This window comes from Streptomyces cacaoi, assembly GCF_006539165.1.
Lineage (GTDB): Bacteria > Actinomycetota > Actinomycetes > Streptomycetales > Streptomycetaceae > Streptomyces > Streptomyces cacaoi.
Map to the genome: position 1 here is coordinate 1 of NZ_BJMM01000078.1, position 17,878 is coordinate 17,878.

Below are 17,878 nucleotides of genomic sequence, written 5' to 3' on the forward strand. Positions count from 1 at the left end.
CCGCCGCGCTCGTCATCCCGGCAGTTCGGCCTCCACCAGATCCGCCGCCAACCGGGAACCATCCCCCGCCACGGTCCGCTCCCGCTCCGCCGCACAGCGCGCGGCCACAGCCGGATCATCGGCAAGACGCGATACAGCGGCCCGCAGCGCCAGCGGGGTGGCGTCGGCGGTGTCGAGCCGCTCGGCGACGCCGAGCTGGACCAGCTGCTCGGCGTTGTCGAACTGGTCAGCAGCCTGCGGCACGCACAACATCGGAGTACCCGTCACCAAACCCTCCTGAGCACCGCCGGCTCCGGCGTGGGTGATGAACAAGTCGGCCTGCCGCAGCACATCCAGCTGCGGCACCCATGAGTGGACCTCGACATTATCGGGCAGGGGGCCGAGCTCCTGCTCGGTGACCTGTCTGCCGACCTGGAGCACCAGGTGCCAGCCGGGCAGCGCGGCGAAGGCCGCCGCGCAGGCACGGTAGAAACCGGGCTGCTTGGTGAAGTTGGAGCCCAGCGACACCAACGCGATCCGCTTGCTGCGGGCAGCCTCCGGACGCTGCCAGGTGCCCTGGCCGGTCCGGTCGCCCTGGCAGGCACCGACGAAGCTGTAGCGGCGGGTATCCACCCGCTCCGCATACGGCTGAAGGGCCGGGGTGATGAGGACGAGCGAGCGTGGGGGGCGGCTCATGAACGTGTCCGGGTCGGTGCCAGCGAGGCCGTTCGCGGCGAGCCAGGAGTCCCAGCGGGCGTAGTGGTCGCGACCGCGTGCGGTGGACTTCAGCTCCTGCGCCAGCCGCGCGCCGACCTCCTCCTCGTACCCCTCCCAGGGCACCAACTGGGGGGAGAGCTGTATGTAGGGCACGCCCCAACGGTGCGCGAGCAGCTGGGCCGCCCAGCCGGAGAAGTCGCTGAGGACCAGGTCAGGGACGTCCTCCCGGTAGAGCTCGGCGAGCTGCGGGAGCGCCTGCACGGCGTCTTGCAGGAACAACTCGGCGACATCCAGCCGAGTCTCACCCCATGCCTCCGGGTCATCCCCGGCGGCGGGCAGCGTGGATTTCCATATGCGCGGTTCGGCGCCGGTGGCGCTGACCCGGGCGACGAAGTCGCCCTCGTCGGGAATGGCGTAGCTGACGCGGTGGCCGCGGGCGACGAGTTCCCGCATGATGCCCAGGCTCGGGTTCACATGGCCGTGGTGGGCGATGCTGACCATGGCGAGATGGCGGGTGGGGCGGGCGTCGGTCGGGGCGGTGCGTTGCGACATGGGTGTGTCCTGCCGGGGTGCGGGGGGGCGGTCACGGTGGCGGGCGGTGGGCGGGCCGGTTGTGGCCGGTGGTGGCCGGTGGTGTCAGTCGTGCTCTCGGGTGGCGTACACCATCGAGTGGCGCAGGACCTCCGGGATGTTGGCGGCGCTCTCCGTCGTCACCGTGAAGCCCTGGGCATCGAGGATCGCGAGGGTCGCGTCCAGGCGGCCGTCCAGGTCCTGCACCTCGATGACGCACTGCCGTACGCGCTGCCAGTCCGGGGTGTCGAGGCCCTGCATGACCTCCAGTTCCGCGCCCTCCACATCGATCTTGAGCAGGTCGATCGGGGCGTCGGGGTCCCAGTCGCGCAGCGCGTCGGACAGCCGGTGCACCTCGGCCTCCACCTCGACGCTGCCCATGATGCGGTCCACGGCGCCGTGGCCGAACTGCTCGACGACGAGTTGTTCGTTGGGCTTCTTCTGCTCCGGGTACCGCGTCGAATTTCCGGCCAGCGCGGGGTAGTAGGTGAATGTCACCCGCTCCTCGGGCCGCTTGCCGAGGGCCGCCCGCACTGCTTTGACGTCCTTCACGCCGTGGTTGTCCAGGTTTTCCAGGAGGGCCTGGTGGATCGCGGGGATCGGCTCGAAGGCCAGGATCTGCGCGCCCGGGGATTCCCGCGTGACGAAAAGGGAGAACATTCCCACGTTCGCGCCGACGTCCACGATCCGCGGGGAGTCGGGGAGCCGGATGCCGTGCTTGAGGTATTCGCGTTCGACGAACACCTCGTGGTAGATGAAATGGATCTCGGTGAAGAGCGCGTCCTCCACCCGCGGTACGCAGACGGAGAACCCGTCGGCGACCTCGATCGATTCGGTCTCGCTCATGCGTGCTCCCCAAGTGGTGACTCGCTGTGTCCCGTCCCGCGTCGACCCCTCGCGCGTCGTCCTGTCATGCGTCGTCCCGTCATGCGTCGTCCCCTCACGCGTCCCAGGTGACCGGGAGGCTCCGCACCCCGTAGATGTCCGCCGTCGCCGGGCGCAGGTCGACCTCTTCGGCCGGTACGGCCAGGCGCAGCGCGGGGAGGCGGTCGAGCAGGGCGCGGAAGGCGACGCGCATTTCCACGCGGGCCAGCTGCGCTCCCAGGCACAGGTGGATGCCGTGGCCGAAGGCCAGGTGCCCGCCGTCTTGCCGGTGCAGGTCGAGTACGTGGGGGTCGGCGAAGCGCTCCGGGTCGCGGTTGGCGGCGTTGTAGGCCAGCACGACCGTCGTGCCGGCCTTGATGGTCCGGCCGCCGAGTTCGACGTCTTCCAGCGCCGTGCGCATGAAGGTCATGGCGACGCTCAGGTACCGCAGCAGCTCCTCCACGGCGCGGTCGGTGAGTGCGGGGTCGTCGCGCAGCGCGGCCAGTTGCCGCGGGGTGTGCAGCAGGGCGAAGGTGCCGAGGCTCAGCATGTTCGCGGTGGTGTCGAAGCCGGCGGCGAGCAGGAGCAGGGCGACGCCCTGGAGTTCCTCGTCGCTCAGGTCACTGTCGGTCAGGTCGCTGAGCACGTCGTCGGTGGGGTTCGCGCGCTTGGCTCTCACCAGTTCGGCGAGGTGGTAGCGGGTGGCGGTGTAGCCCTCGATCAGCTTGTCCTCGCGGGTCTCGCCGCCCAGGAAGGACTCGACCTGCTCCTGGAAGGTGGCCCGGTCCTGCTCGGGTACGCCCAGGAGATCGCAGATGACGGTGGCGGGGATGGCCTTGGCGAACGCGGGGACCATGTCCACCGGGGGGCCGGCCTTCTCCATGGCCTCCAGGCGGTCGTGGGTGATCTGCTCGATGCGTTCGGTGAGCAGCCGCATCCGCCGCGCGGTGAACTTGCCGACCAGCAGTTTCCGGTAGCGGCTGTGCCGTGGGGCGTCCATGTGGAGGAACTCGCCGGGCGGGGCCGAGGGCACCTCGTGGTCGGCCACGTTGGCGAGTTCGGTGCGGGAGCTGAAGCGCGGGTCGGCCAGGACCGATCTGACGAGGTCGTATCCGGTGATCATCCAGCCGGGTTGTCCGCCGGGGTGGGTGTAGCGGCTGATGGGGCCGTGCCGCCGGGCGTCGAGCAGCTGTGCCGGCGGGTCGAAGAAGCAGCCCTCCTCGCGCTCGATCGGGAGAGTGGGGACGGTGTGCTGGGGTTCGTCCGTGGCAGGTTCACCCATGGCCGTGCCTCATCCCGCGGCAGCGTGTGGGTGACGGTTCGCTCCGGCTGTGTTGCATTCCCTCGCTCCTTTCGGTTCCGGACCGGTCCGCGGCTTCATGTCGACGGGACGGTCACGCTCTTCTCCCAGTGCATGCCGTCCTGGCTGACGACCAGGCCGTCCGCACTGAGCGGGGTGTCGTCGGCCGCTTCGCCGAAGGCCGCCTGCAGTTGGATGCGGTGCCCCTCCCAGTGGATGCCCCTCGACTGTTCCAGGAGGTCCTTCTTGCGCTGGTCGCGGTAGGCGTCGGAGGTCATCGCCGCCTCGTTGGAGGCGCCGCCGCCGACGAGCCCGACGAACGCCTGGGCGCCCGGCGCGGCCTCCCGGGTGACCCGCCTGGCCTCGTCGAAGTACTGCTGCTCGTCGCGGTTGACGTCGTAGAAGGTGACGAGGAAGTCGTGGAAGACCTGGTACTCCTTGCGGTACCGGGCCTCGTACTCCGCGAAGCACTCGCGCTCCTCCAGATCACCGCTGAGCGCGGTGTTGAGGGAGCGGGCGGTCAGCAAGGCGCTGTAGGTGGCCAGGTGGACGCCGGAGGAGAACAGCGGGTCGATGAAGCCCACGCTGTCGCCGACCAGGGCCATCCCCGGGCGCCAGAAGGTCTCGTGGAGGTAGGACCAGTCCTTGCGGACGCGGACCTCGCCGTAGGGGCCGTCGGTCACCCGCCGCGCATCGGACAGGTAGTCGGCGATCAGCGGGCAGTCCGCGATCAGCGCGGCCAGCGCCTGGGACCGGTCGCCGCGGATCCGGTCCGCGCTGTCCTTGTGGACGACGGCACCGACGGAGGTGAGGGTGTCGTTGAGCGGGATGTACCAGAACCAGCCCGAGGGGAAGGCGGCGCAGGTGATGTTGCCGGAGTTGGGCGGGGGCAGCCGCCGACCGCCCTCGAAGTAGCCGAACAGGGCGATGTTCTGGAAGAACTGCGAGTAGCGGCGCTGCCCGCCGATCTGCCCCTGCAACCTGCTCTGGTTGCCGGAGGCGTCGACCACGAACCGCGCGTGGGCCTCACGTTCGGCGCCGTCCGGGTCCGCGTACCGCACGCCGCACACCCGGCCGTCGTCCTCCAGGATGTCGCGCACTGCGCAGCGTTCGCGCACCTCGACGCCTTTGCGGCGGGCGTTGTCGAGGAGCATCTGGTCGAACTTCGCGCGTTCGACCTGATACGCGTAGGAGGTCGGCCCTGCGAACTTCTCCGAGAGCGCGAAGTCGAAGGACCAGGGCTCGGTGTTGGAGCCCCAGCGGAAGGTGCCGCCGCGTTTGCGCACGAACCCGGCGTGCTCCAGTTCCTCGGTGAGGCCGAGGAGGCCGCAGATCCCGTGCACCGTGGAGGGCAGCAGGGACTCGCCGATCTGGTAGCGGGGGAACTCCTCCTTCTCCAGCAGCAGCACCCGGTGGCCCTGCATGGCGGTGAACGCCGCCACGGTCGAACCTGCGGGGCCGCCTCCGACGACGAGTACGTCGTGGACCTTGCCGTCGGTGGGATGTGTCATGAGGAAGGTGCCTCTCTTCCGGATCGGGTCACGGGTGTCCGCCGTCGCCCACCGGCAGCACGTGGCCGGGCAGTTGGATCGGGTCGCCCAGGACGACGGCGATGTCGCGCGGTCCTTCGTAGGGTTCGCGGGCGTGGGCGGTGCGGATGTTGTCGACGAGGAGGACGTCGCCCTGCTGCCATGGCTCGCCGACGGTGAACCGGTCGTAGACGGCGTTGATGCCGTCCACCGTGGCGGCGGTCACGGGGGTGCCGTCGCCGGCCGCGGTGTCGAAGGGGAGCCCGTCGGGGCCGTAGACGTCGGTGAGGTAGCCGCGGACAGCCGGGTCCATGGTGAGCCCGTTGAGGAAGGCGATCTGGTTGAACCAGCAGGGCTCGCCGGTGGCCGGGTGGCGCACCACGGCGGTGCGGCGCTGCCGGGTGGCGAGTCGGCCGTCGGGCAGCCAGGCGTGCTCGATCCCGGCGGCGGCACAGTAGGCGTCGACGGCCGAGCGCTCGGTGGTGCGGAACGCGTCGGCCCAGGCGAGCCCCACGTCGTGGTACATGCGGCGCAGCAGCCAGCCGTGCCGCTCAAAGGGGGCGACGAGGTCGGGTGGCAGCGCGGCGAGGACCCGCTGGGAGTCGGCGACGGTGGTGCGGCCTGCGCTGCCGGGTGCGGTCAGGCAGCCGAAGAGGAGGGTGCCGGGGACGGTGGCGGCGTAGCTCAACTCGTGGTGCATGCACATCGGTTCGTCGGCGGGCCAGTGGCTGCCGGAGTGGACGTACGGGGTGTGGGTGGTGCGGGGCGCGAAGCCCTCGCGCTCCGTCATCGCCTCGATGGCCAGGGCCGCGGCGACCTCGCCGACGTCGCCGGGGGTGCGCACGCCCAGGCCGCGCAGCAGGACGGCGCCGGACTCGGCCAGCGCGGCGCGGGCTGCGGTGCGGTGCGCGGCGGCTCGCGCGGCGGGATCGGGTCCTTCGCGGGTGTCGAGTACGCGCAGCGGGGCGGGCGCGGCCGGTGGGTGCGCGGTGGCAGGCGGCGGGGCGGGGGCTGCCGGAGTGTGCGGCCCGGTCGGCTGCGGGGACGTGCGGTCGAGGAGGGCTGCGACGTCGGCGACCGTAGGGGTGTCCTTGAGGTCGGCGACGGTCACCTGGCGGTCGAGGGCGAGGGAGAGCCGGATCGCGGACAGTGAGGTGCCGCCGAGTTCGGCGAAGCGGGAGTCGCGGCCGATGTGTTCCTCGGGCACCTTCAGCAGCCGGGCCCACAGGGCGGCCACGCGGCGTTCGGTGTCGGTGGCGAGGTGCGGGGTGCGCATTTCGGTGCCCGCGTCGGTGGCGGTGGCGGTGTGGCCTGTGTCCTCGCCGGGGCCCGTGGCGTGGGCGCGGGCGCGGTCGGTGAGGGCGATTTTGTCGATCTTTCCGTTGCCGGACAGAGGCAGCTCGCGGGTGCGGTGGAGCCGGGGCGGCACCATGTAGTCGGGCAGGGCCGCGGCCAGGGCGCGCGCTACGCCGTCGCCGTCGGGGGCTTCTTCGCCGGTGTAGTAGGCGACGAGTTGGGGAGCGTCCTGGGTGCCGGCGACGACGACGGCGCCGTCGCGCACCCCGGGCACCCGGAGCAGCTGGTCCTCGATCTCGCCGATCTCGATGCGGAATCCGCTGATCTTCACCTGGGAGTCGCGCCGCCCCAGGCATTCCAGCTCGCCGGAGGGCAGCCGGCGGCCGTAGTCGCCCGAGCGGTAGAGGCGCTCGCCGGGGCGGTGGGGGTCGTGGCCGTAGACGGCGGCGGTGCGGTCGGGGTCGTTGACGTAGCCGCGGCCGACGCAGACGCCGGCGATGACGATCTCTCCGGGCGCGCCGACGGGCACCAGGTGGAGCTGCTCGTCCATGACGTACACGCGGCAGTTGCGCACGGTCTCGCCGAGCGGCACGGAACGGTGGGCGGGCAGCGCGTGCATGACGCCGTGGTTGGAGTCGTCGCTGACCTCGGTGAGCCCGTAGCAGTTGACGAGGGGGACGCCGGGGAAGGCGGCGAACCAGCGGCGCACCAGTTCCTTCTTGAGCGCTTCCCCGGTGACGGCCATGACGCGCAGGTCGGGCAGTGCGGCGCGGCCGTCGGGTGTCTCGGCGAGGAGGAGTTCGAGGTAGGTCGGCACCAGCTGGGCGACCTGGACGCGGTGGCGGGCCATCAGGTCGAGGAAGCGGCGCACGTCGAGCACGGCCTCCTGCTCGACCAGCAGGGTGCTGCCGCCCAGCAGCAGCGGGGAGACCAGCTGCCACAGGGAGATGTCGAAGCACTGCGGCGCGGTCTGCGCGACCGTGTCGCCCTCCTGGACGCCGAGATCCTCGATCTTGGCGAAGAGGTGGTTGAGGAAGCCGTCGTGCTCGCACAGTGCGCCCTTGGGTTCGCCGGTGGAGCCCGAGGTGAAGTACAGGTACGCCAGTTGGTCACCGGCCACGGGGATGCCGGGGTCGTGGCGGGGGCCGTCGGCTCCGGTGACCTCGCACACGTCCATGCGGTGCACCTCGTCGCGGCCGTCGAGCGCCTCGTCCAGGGGCGGGACGTCGGGGTCGGCGAGGACCCAGCGGCACTCGGCGCGGGTGAGGGCCTTGGCGATGCGCCCGGCGGGGAATCCGGGCTCCAGCGGCAGGTAGCAGCCGCCCGCCTTGAAGACGGCGAGCACGGCGGCGAGCCAGTGCGGGGTGCGCTCGGTGACGACGGCCACCACGTCCTCGGGGTGCAGCCCTTGCCGGTGCAGCGCCCAGGCGATCTTGTTGGCGTCCTCGTTGATCTCGCGGTACGTCCGGGTGGCGGGGCCGTGCACGACGGCGACCGCGTCGGGGTGGCGGCGCACGCGCTCCTCGAAGAGTTCGTGGAAGCGGCGTCCGGGCAGCGGCCGTACGGGGCCGGAGCCGGCGGCGACGGCCTCGTCGGTCTCCGCCTCGGAGAGCAGCCCGTGCCGGGTGTGCGGCGCGTCGGGGGCGCCGGTCAGCAGGTCCAGGGCGCGCCGGAGGTAGCGCTCCAGGCGCTCGGCGGGGATGTGGGGCTGCGCGCCGGTGCTGTCCCAGGCTTCCTCGGCCTCCTGGCGTCCCTGCGTGGTGGCCGTGCGCCGGATCAGGTCGCGCCAGGTGTCGTCGGGCGGCAGCGTGGGCGCGCCCAGGACCACCGAGGCGACCTTGAGCCGTGCGGCGCGCCACACGTCTTCGGCGTCGGCGCCGCAGGAGCGGGCCAGCGCGGCGACGGCCTCCGTACGCTTCTCGGCCGCGTCCCGTGCGGCGCCGTCGGGGGCGCGGGGGGCGGTGTCCTGCATGAGCTTCCTCCTGCTGTTCGGTGGAACGGCACGGGCGGCCGGCTGTGGGGAGGGTCCTGGCGGGGCTAGCCGTCCTGCGTTCCGTCCAGCTCGGCGGCCACGATGTCCCAGATCTGCCGGGCGACCTCGGGGTTCAGCAGCATCTCGCGGTGGGAGCAGTCGAGCGTGTGCTCCCGGATCTCGCCGGCGACGAAGGGGTGCCACAGGGCGGCCTTCGGGTCCGCGTCGGCGGAGAGCAGCAGCAGGTCGCCGGACGCCTTCCGGGTCCGGTGCGCCAGCAGGATCTTCGTGTTGTTGCGTACGACCCTCACGTACGCCTCGTGCTCCTCGCCGGTGAGCGCCCCGGCCACCGTGTCCTCCTGCTCGGCGAAGGCGGCGCGCTGCTCCGTGGTGGGGGCACCGTCCATCGGGCTCGCGTCCAGCACGGCCTGGAGCGCCACCTCCTCGCCGGCGTCGCGGAGTTGGGCGGCCATCTCCTGGACGACGTTCCCGCCGAACGACCAGCCGAGCAGCCGGTAGGGGCCGGTGGGCTGCACGGTGCGGATCTGTGCGACGTAGTCGGTGGCCATCTGCGACAGCGAGTCGGGCAGTGCGCCCGCGCCTGTGTCCGCGTTCGCGTCCCCGTCCGTGTCCCGGCCGGTGTCCGGGACGGTGTCCGCGCCCCGGGGCCGCAGGGCGTAGAGCGGGTACTGGTCCGGCACGCAGTTTGCGAGCCAGCCGTACTCCCAGCCGAGCCCCAGCACGGTGTGCACGCAGAAGATCGGTGTCTGGTCGCCGGTCGAGCGCATGGGCACGAGCACTTCGGCGGTCCTGTGCCGGCTGCCCTGGGCGATCCGGTCGAGGACACCGGCGACGGTGGGCGCCGCGAACACCGACCGGACGGAGATCTCCGCGTCGAGGACCGCCCGGATGCGGTTGACCAGCCGCACCACCAGCAGCGAGTTCCCGCCCAGCTCGAAGAAGCTGTCGTCGATCCCGACGGACGGCACCTCCAGCACCTGCTCGAAGATCGAGCAGAGCAGCTGCTCGCGCAGGGTGACCGGACCGCGTCCGCCCGGTCCGGGGCGGGCTGAGCGGTCGGGGGCCGGGAGCGCTGCGCGGTCCAGCTTGCCGTTCGCCGTCAGCGGCAGTTCGTCCAGGACGACCACGGCCGACGGCACCATGTACTCCGGCAGCCGGTCCGCCGCGAACTTCCGCACCGACGCTGCCAGCCTCGCCCTGCCGTCGCCGGTACGGGTGCCTGCGCCTGCGGCGACGGCATAGGCCACCAGGCGCGGGGAGCCGGGCGCGTCCTCCCGTACGACGACGGCCGTCTGCGCCACGCGCTCGTGCCCGGCCAGTGCCGCCTCGATCTCGCCCGGTTCGATCCGGAACCCGCGCATCTTGACCTGGTCGTCGACGCGGCCGACGAACTCCAGCCGGCCCGCGGCGTCCCACCGGGCCACGTCCCCCGTGCGGTACATCCGCTCGCCGACCGGGCCGAACGGGCAGGCCACGAACCGTTCGGCCGTCAGTCCCGGGCTGCCCAGATAGCCCCGGGCCAGCCCGGCGCCCGCCACGTACAACTCCCCCGCCACGGCCGGCGGCACGGGTCGGAGCCCCTCGTCGAGCACGTAGGCCCGGATGTTCCACAGGGGTCGTCCGACCGGCACGGTCTCGCCGTCCAGCTCCGGATCGCACTGCGCGGAGGTGACGGCGACGGTGGCTTCGGTGGGCCCGTAGAGGTTGTGCAAGGGAACGCCCAGCAGCGCATGGCAGCGGTCGCGCACCGGTGCGGGCAGCGCCTCCCCGATGCACAGGACGGCGCGCAGGCTGGTGCACCGCTCCATGGCCGCTTCTTCCAGAAACGTCCGCAGCACGGAGGGGACGAGTTGGACGACGGTCACGCCTTCCCGCTCCATCAGCTCGGTGAGGTAGCGGGGGTCCCGGTGCCCGTCGGGCCGGGCCAGCACCATTCCGGCGCCGGCCAGCAGCGGCCAGAACAGCTCCCATACGGAGGCGTCGAAACCGAACGAGGTCTTCTGGAGGATGCGGTCGGCGGAGTCGAGGCGGAACTCCTTCTGCATCCACGCCAGTTGGTTCACCACCCCGTGGTGCGGGACGGTGACGCCCTTCGGGCTGCCGGTGGAGCCGGAGGTGTACATCACATACGCCGGGTGGCCGGGCCGCAGCGGGGCCGTCCGGTCGGTGTCGGTGACCGGGCGGGTGTCGGCCGCGTCCAACGCCTCGCGGACCGCGGGGTCGTCCAGGGCGATCCACTCGGCCGCCGCGGGCGCCGGCCCGGAGGGGCCGGCGGGGCCCCGCAGCCGGGAGGCCAGGTCCGCCGTGCTCACCACGGCCACCGGGGAGGCGTCGGCGAGCATGTGCTCCACGCGCTGGGGCGGCTGGTCGGTGTCGACGGCCAGGTAGGCGGCGCCGGTCTTGACGGCGGCCAGGAGGGCGACGACCTGTGCCACCGAGCGGTCCATGGCCACGCCGACCACGGTCTCAGGGCCCGCGCCACGGTCGATCAGGTACCGGGCGAGCCGGTTCGTCCGCGCGTCCAGCTCGGCGTACGAGACCCGCTCCTCCTCGGCGTACAGGGCCGTGGCGTCGGGGGTGCGTGCGGCCTGCCGGTGGAGGAGTTCGGCGAGGGTGGCGTCCGGCACCGGGTGGGCGGTGTCGTTCCACTCTTCGAGGACCCGCCGCCGTTCCGCACCGTCGAGCAGGTCGATGGCGTGCACGGGCGTGGCCGGATCCGCGGTGACCGCCTCCAGGACCCGTACGAGCCGGGCCATCAGCGTCTCCACGGTGGACTGGTCGAACAGCTCGGCGGCGAACACCGTCCCGCCCTCCAGGCCCGCCGGCGCGCCGCTCTCGTCGAACCGCTCGTGGACCTCGATGTCCAGGTCGAACCTGGCCGACGGCAGGCCGGTGTCGTCGTCGGTCACCCGCACCCCGGGCAGCTGCGGCACCGACCGGGGGTTGTTCTGCACGGCGAGCAGGACCTGGAACAGCGGGTGCCTGGCCATCGAGCGGGCCGGTGCCAGTTCCTCCACCAGCCGCTCGAACGGAACGTCCTGGTGCTCGAACGCCTCCAGCCCCGTGGCACGCACCCGGTCGAGCAGTTCCGCGAAGTCCGGGTCGCCGGACAGGTCGGTCCGCATCACCAGGGTGTTCGCGAAGAACCCGACGAGCTTGTCCAGGCCCTGGTCCAGCCGCCCGGCCACCGGGCTGCCGAGCACGATGTCCCGCCCCGCTCCGCTCTTGGACAGCAGCACCGAGACCGCCGCGTGGAGCAGCATGAACATCGTCACGCCCTGCTCCAGAGCCAGTTCGGCCAGTCGGGCGTGCAGTCGTGCCGGTATCCGCAGCGGCACCCATCCCCCGCGGCGACTCGCCACGGCCGGCCGCGGCCGGTCCACCGGGAGGGCGAGCTCCTGCGGAGCGCCGCTCAGTTGGGCCTTCCAGTACGCCACCTGCTGGGTGAGCACGCTGTCCGGGCGGTCCGTGTCGCCCAGCAGCTCCCGCTGCCACAGCGTGTAGTCGGCGTACTGCGCCGGCAGCGGCTCCCAGCGCGGCGCGTGCCCGGCGTGCCGGGCCGCGTACGCCTCCGACAGGTCCCGCCACAGCGGACCCATCGACCATCCGTCACCGGCGATGTGATGGAGGACCAGCGAGAGGGCCCACTCCCCCGCCCGGCCTTCCTCGGCGGCGGACGGGTCGCCGTCGGTGAGGCGGTACAGATCGGCCTTCAGGGGCAGTTCGGCGGCGAGGTCGAAGGTGCGGGCGGCGAGCGCGCTGCGGCGCTCCGCCAGCTCGGCGGCCGTGACGGTGGTCGTCGGCAGTTCGATGACCACCTCGTCGGCGGGGTGGACGAACTGGGTCGGCTGATCGCCCACCAGCGGGAAGGTGGTCCGCAGGCTCTCGTGCCGGGCCACCACGTCGGCCAGGGCCGCACGCAGGGCTACGGTGTCCAGCTGCCCGGACAGCCGCAGCAGCAGGCAGATGTTGTAGAGGTGGTTGGGGCCCTCCAGCCGGTCCAGGAACCACAGGCGGCTCTGCCCGTAGGACACCGGCAGCACGGAGGGCCGGGGCATGGGCACCACCGGGGGCCGTACCGGCCCGGTGGCCTGCGCCAGCTTCCGCAGGAGTCCGGCCGGGGTCGGCGCGTCGAACACCGCCCGTACGGAGATCTCGGCGCCGAGGACAGCGCGGACGCGGCTGACGAGCCGCACCGCCAGCAGGGAGTGGCCGCCCAGGGCGAAGAAGTCGTCCTCGGGGCCGACGCGCTGCACCCCGAGCACACCGGCGAAGACGGTGCACAGGAGCTCTTCGCGCGGGGAGGCCGGGGCGCGTCGGGGGTCGGTCGCCGCGGTGGGCTCGGGCGCCGGCAGGCCGGCGCGGTCCACCTTGCCGTTCGCGGTCAGGGGCAGCCGGTCGAGCACCGTCACGTAGGAGGGCACCAGGTGGTCCGGCAGCCGCTGGGCCACGAACTCCCGCAGCCTGGAGGGCAGTTCCGGCCGGTCGCCGCGGTCGGTGCGGTCGGCCGGAACCACGTACGCTGCCAGGCGTTTGTCGTCCGGGCCGTGCTCGTGGACGGTGACCACGGCCTGGGCGACCTCGGCGTGCGCGGACACGGCGGCCTCCACCTCGCCGGGTTCGGCGCGGAATCCGCCGATCTTGACCTGGTCGTCGACGCGGCCGGCGAACTCCAGCACGCCGTCGGCCCGCCACCGCACCACGTCGCCGGTGCGGTACATGCGGGCGCCCGCGTCCTCGAACGGGCAGGCCACGAAGCGTTCCGCGGTCAGCCCGGGACGGCCGGCGTAGCCGCGGGCGAGACCGTCGCCGGCGAGGTAGAGCTCGCCGGGCACACCGACGGGGGCGGGGCGCAGCGTTTCGTCGAGGACGTAGGCGCGGGTGCGGGCCAGGGGGCGGCCGATGGGGATGTCCCGGCCGCTGTCGACGTCGACGCGGCCGACGGGGTGGGTGTGGGTGTAGGTGGTGCTCTCGGTGGGCCCGTAGCCGTTGCTCAGGAGGGTGCCGGGCAGTGCGTCGAGCAGAGTGCGGCAGTGCTCGACGGAGAGCACGTCGCCGCCGGTCAGCAGGGAGCGCACCCCGCGCAGCGCCTGCACGTCGAGGTCGACGACCTGGTGCAGCAGTCCGGTGGGCAGCACGGCGACGGTGACGCGGTGTGCCGCCAGGAAGCTGCGCAGGGAGGCGACGGACGGTGTCCCGGCGGGGGCGACGGCGAGGGTGGCACCGTTGAGCAGGGTGATCCAGATCTCGAAGGTGGTGCAGTCGAACGACACGGACGCGAGGTGCGCCACCACGTCCCCTGCCCGCACGTCGGCGTAGTCGGCGGGGCGGACCAGCCGGTCGATGGCGCGGTGGGTGACGGCGACGCCCTTGGGGGTGCCGGTGGAGCCGGAGGTGTAGACGGTGTAGGCGGCGGCGTCCAGATGCGGGTGCGGCTCCGGGGGCGTGGCGTCCTCGGCGTCCACGGCGGCACGGGTCGCGGGGTCGTCCAGCAGCAGGCGGACGGGCGCGGCGGCCGTCGCGGGCTGCCGGGCGGCGATGTCGGTGGTGGTGAGCAGGACGACCGGGGCGGCGTCGCGGAGCATCATCTCGATGCGGGCCGCCGGGTATCCGGTGTCCACGGGCAGATAGGCGCCGCCCGTCTTCAGGACGGCGAGGAGCGCCGTGACCATCTGCGGCGAGCGGTCCATGACGACGGCCACGGACTGCTCGGGCCCGGCGCCGTGCCGCAGCAGGTGCCGGGCGAGCCGGTCGGAGGCGGCGTCGAGTTCGGCGTACGTGATGCGGGTGCCGTCGGCGACCAGGGCGGGCGCCTGCGGAGTGCGGGCTGCCTGCTCGCGGAACCGTGCCGGCACGGTCGCGGCCGGTTCGGAGCGGCCGGTGGCGTTCCACTCGGTCAGGACGCGGTGGCGTTCGGCGGCGTCCAGCGGGTCGATGCTGCGGACCCGCTGCCGCGGGTCGGCGGCGACCGCGTGCAGGACGTGCAGCAGCCGGGCGGCGAGGGTCTCGGCGGTGGCGCGGTCGAAGAGGTCGGCGGCGTAGGTGAGGCCGCCGTCGACACCGGCGGGCCGGCCCTCCTGGTCGAAGCGTTCGGCGACCTGGAAGTCGAGGTCGAACTTGGCCCCGGGCACCTCGGTGTCGATGCCTTCGATGTGCAGGCCCGGCAGGTCGACGGTGGCGTCGGGCACGTTCTGCACGGCCAACATGACCTGGAAGAGGGGGTGGCGGGCCGTGGACCGGGCCGGCGCCAGTTCCTCCACGAGCCGTTCGAACGGCACTTCCTGGTGCCCGAGCGCGCCCAGCGCCGACCTGCGTACCCGGCCGAGCAGTTCGGCGAAGGTGGGGTCGCCGGACAGGTCGGTGCGCAGCACCAGGGTGTTGACGAAGAAGCCGACCAGCTCGTCGGCGGCCTCATCGGTGCGGCCGGCGACGGGGCTGCCCAGCGGGATGTCCTCGCCCGCCCCGAGCCGGGAGAGCAGCACGGCGACGGCCGCCTGCCACACCATGAACATCGTCACGCCTTGTGCGGCGGCCAGTTCGGCCAGCGCGCCGTGCAGCTCGGCCGTCGCCCGCAGCGGCACCCAGCCGCCCTCGCGGCTCGCGACCGCGGGCCGCGGCCGGTCGGTGGGCAGGGTCAGCTCCTCCGGGATGCCGTGCAGCGCGTCCTTCCAGAAGGCCACCTGGCGGTTGAGCGGGCTGTCCGGGTCGTCGGAGCCGCCGAGGAGCTCGCGCTGCCACAGGGTGTGGTCGGCGTACTGCACCGGCAGCGGTTCCCAGCGCGGGGCGTTCCCGGCGCGGCGTGCGGCGTAGGCGGTGGACAGGTCGCGCAGCAGCGGGCCCATGGACCAGCCGTCGGCGGCGATGTGGTGGGTGACGAGGACGAGCACCGCCTCGGGCGCGTCTCCCGAGGCCGCTTCCTGGACGTCGAACAGGGTGGCCCGCACGGGGAGTTCCCCGGCGAGGTCGAAGACATGACCGGCGGCCCGGGCGATCCGCGCGTCGAGTGCGCTGCGGGGGACGGGCACGACGTCCAGCTGCGCGTGTGCCTCGTCGGCAGGGACGACCTGCTGGTGCGGATCGCCTTCCCGCTGCGGGAAGCGGGTACGCAGGCTCTCGTGCCGGCCCACCACGTCGGCCAGGGCCGCCCCCAGCGCGCCGGCGTCGAGGCGGCCGGTCAGCCGCAGCACGAGGGGGATGTTGTAGAGCGCGCTGGCGCCTTCGAGGCGGTCAACGAACCACAGGCGGCGCTGCGCGTACGACAGCGGCAGCCGCTTGGGCCGCGCCCGTGGGGTGAGGGCCGGCCGGGCCGGGGCGGCTCCGGCCGCGTCGATCGCCGCGGCCAGTCGGGCGACGCTGGGCGTCTCGAAGACGGCGTGCACGGGGATCTCCACACCGAGGACGGCCCGGATGCGGCTGACGAGGCGGACGGCGAGCAGCGAGTGCCCGCCGAGCGCGAAGAAGTCGTCGTCCACCCCCACCCGGGGCACGCCCAGCACGTGCGCGAAGACGGAGCACAGGAGTTCCTCGCGCAGCGACGGCGGGCGGCGCGGCGCACCGGCGGCGACGGTCTCGGGGGCGGGCAGCGCCGTGCGGTCGACCTTGCCGTTGCCGGTCAGCGGCAGCCGGTCCAGGGTGACCACGGCGCTCGGCACCAGGTGGTCCGGCAGCCGGGCCGCGACGTGGTCGCGGAGCGCGTCGCCCGGCTCGGCGGCATCGGCTGCCGCTACCACGTAGGCCACCAGGCGCTTGTCGCCCGGGGTGTCCTCGCGAACGGTCACCACGGCCTGAGCCACGGCCGGATGTGCCCCGAGCGCCTGCTCGGCCTCGGCGGGCTCCACACGGAACCCGCGGATCTTGACCTGGTCGTCGACGCGGCCGACGAACTCCAGCACGCCGTCGGCCCGCCACCGCACCACGTCACCGGTGCGGTACATGCGGGCGCCCGCGTCCTCGAACGGGCAGGCCACGAAGCGTTCCGCGGTCAGCCCGGCGCCGCCGACGTAGCCGCGCGCCAGGCCGGCTCCGGCGATGTACAGCTCTCCGGCGACTCCCGCCGGGACCGGGTCCAGGGCGTCGTCGAGGACGTACATGCGGGTGTTGTCCATGGGCCGGCCGATGGGGACGACCTCGCCGATCTCCTCGGGGTCGGTCAGCGGGATCTGGGTGCCGATGACGGTGACCTCGGTGGGGCCGTAGCTGCTGCGGACGACGATGCCGGGGACGGCTTCGAGGATCTGCCGCACGGCGGCCTTGGGGACGACATCGGCGCCGGTGAGCACCTCGCGGACGCCGGTGAAGGCGCCCGGGTCCTCCTCGGCGATGACGCGGAAGAGGCCCGCCGTCAGATGGACGTGGGTCAGCGCGTGCCGGGCGACGAGGGAGCGCAGCCGCGCCGCGTCGAGGCGGCCCGGCGGGGCGATGACGAGTTCGCCGCCGGTGAGCAGCCGTACCCACAGCTCCACGGTGGAGCCGTCGAAGGTGTGCGGCGCGGCGAACAGGCCGCGGGCGGTGCCGGGGAACTGCCAGCAGCGGTCGGCGGCGAGGTCGGCGATGTCCCGGTGGGTGATCGCGATGCCCTTGGGCTCGCCGGTGGAGCCGGAGGTGAACATGAGGTAGGCGAGCTGGTCGGGCAGGCTGCGCCCGGCGACGGCGGTGGCCGGGCGGTCGGCCCAGGCGGTGCCGCCCGCGTCGGCGACGACCACGGTCGTGACGCCGTCGCGCACTCCCTCCGCGTACTCTCCGTCGGCCAGGCATATGCCGGCGCCGGCGCGGTGCAGCACCTCGGCGATCCGCGGGGCCGGCTGGTCCGGGGCGACGGTGACGTAGGCGCCGCCGGCCTTGAGGATCGCCAGCAGCGCGACGACGAGGTCGCGGGAGCGGTCCATGACGACGCCGACCGGGGTCTCGGGCGCGACGCCGAGGCCGACGAGGTGGTGGGCGAGCCGGTTGGAGCGGGCGTCGAGTTCGCCGTAGGTGAGCTGTTCCGTGCCGCTGGTGAGCGCGACGGCCTGCGGGGCCCGGGAGGCGCGGATGGTGAACAGCTCCGGGACGGTCAGCGCCAGGGTGTCGCTGTGGGTGGCGTTCCACTCGGTGAGGACGCGCCGCCGTTCGGCGCGGTCGAGGAGGTCGACGCGGGCCACGGGCTGACGGGGGTCCGTGGCGACGGCGTCGAGCACGCGCAGCAGGCGCGTGACGAGGGTCTCGGCGGTGGCGGGGTCGAACAGGTCGGTGGCATAGGTGAGCCCGCCGGGCATGCCGTCCGGTTCGCCCGCGTCGTCGAAAAGCTCGATGACCTGGAAGTCGAGGTCGAACTTGGCCAGGGCGGCGACTCCCGGACGGGCTTCCACCTGGAGGCCGGGGAGCACCACGTCGCTCTGCGGGATGTTCTGCACGGCCAGCATGACCTGGAAGAGGGGGTGCCGGTCGGTGCGGCGGGCGGGGGCCAGTTCCTCCACGAGGCGGTCGAAGGGGATGTCCTGGTGTTCGAAGGCGCCGAGCGCGGCCTGCCGCACCCGGGCCAGCACCTCGGTGAAGTCCGGGTCGCCGGACAGGTCGGTGCGCAGCACGACGGTGTTGACGAAGAGTCCCACCAGGTCCTCGGCGGCCTCGTCCGTGCGGCCCGCGACGGGA

General features: G+C 73.1%; 6 protein-coding genes. All 6 read right to left on the reverse strand.

Annotation, left to right across the window (positions count from 1 at the left end; genetic code table 11):
- Positions 1 to 12: 12 nt before the first annotated feature.
- Positions 13 to 1,248, reverse strand: a complete 1,236-nt coding sequence (locus tag SCA03_RS32695; protein WP_086818193.1) for a macrolide family glycosyltransferase — start codon at positions 1,246 to 1,248, stop codon at positions 13 to 15.
- Positions 1,249 to 1,332: 84 nt separating this feature from the next.
- Positions 1,333 to 2,112: an FkbM family methyltransferase gene (locus tag SCA03_RS32705; RefSeq protein ID WP_086816734.1), complete on the reverse strand. Its 780-nt coding sequence runs from the start codon at positions 2,110 to 2,112 to the stop codon at positions 1,333 to 1,335.
- Positions 2,113 to 2,206: 94 nt separating this feature from the next.
- Positions 2,207 to 3,412 (reverse strand): cytochrome P450, encoded by a 1,206-nt coding sequence (locus SCA03_RS32710; RefSeq protein WP_086816736.1) that lies wholly within the window; start codon positions 3,410 to 3,412, stop codon positions 2,207 to 2,209.
- A 95-nt stretch (positions 3,413 to 3,507) separates the two neighbouring features.
- Positions 3,508 to 4,941, reverse strand: coding sequence for an FAD-dependent oxidoreductase (locus SCA03_RS32715; protein ID WP_086816737.1), 1,434 nt, complete (start codon positions 4,939 to 4,941; stop codon positions 3,508 to 3,510).
- A 28-nt stretch (positions 4,942 to 4,969) separates the two neighbouring features.
- Positions 4,970 to 8,227 carry a non-ribosomal peptide synthetase family protein gene (locus tag SCA03_RS32725; protein ID WP_107429061.1) on the reverse strand — a complete coding sequence of 1,086 codons (3,258 nt, stop codon included), beginning with the start codon at positions 8,225 to 8,227 and terminating at the stop codon, positions 4,970 to 4,972.
- Between the two features lie 65 nt (positions 8,228 to 8,292).
- A partial coding sequence (locus SCA03_RS32730; RefSeq protein ID WP_141275825.1) for a non-ribosomal peptide synthetase occupies positions 8,293 to 17,878 on the reverse strand: 9,586 nt, incomplete at its 5' end.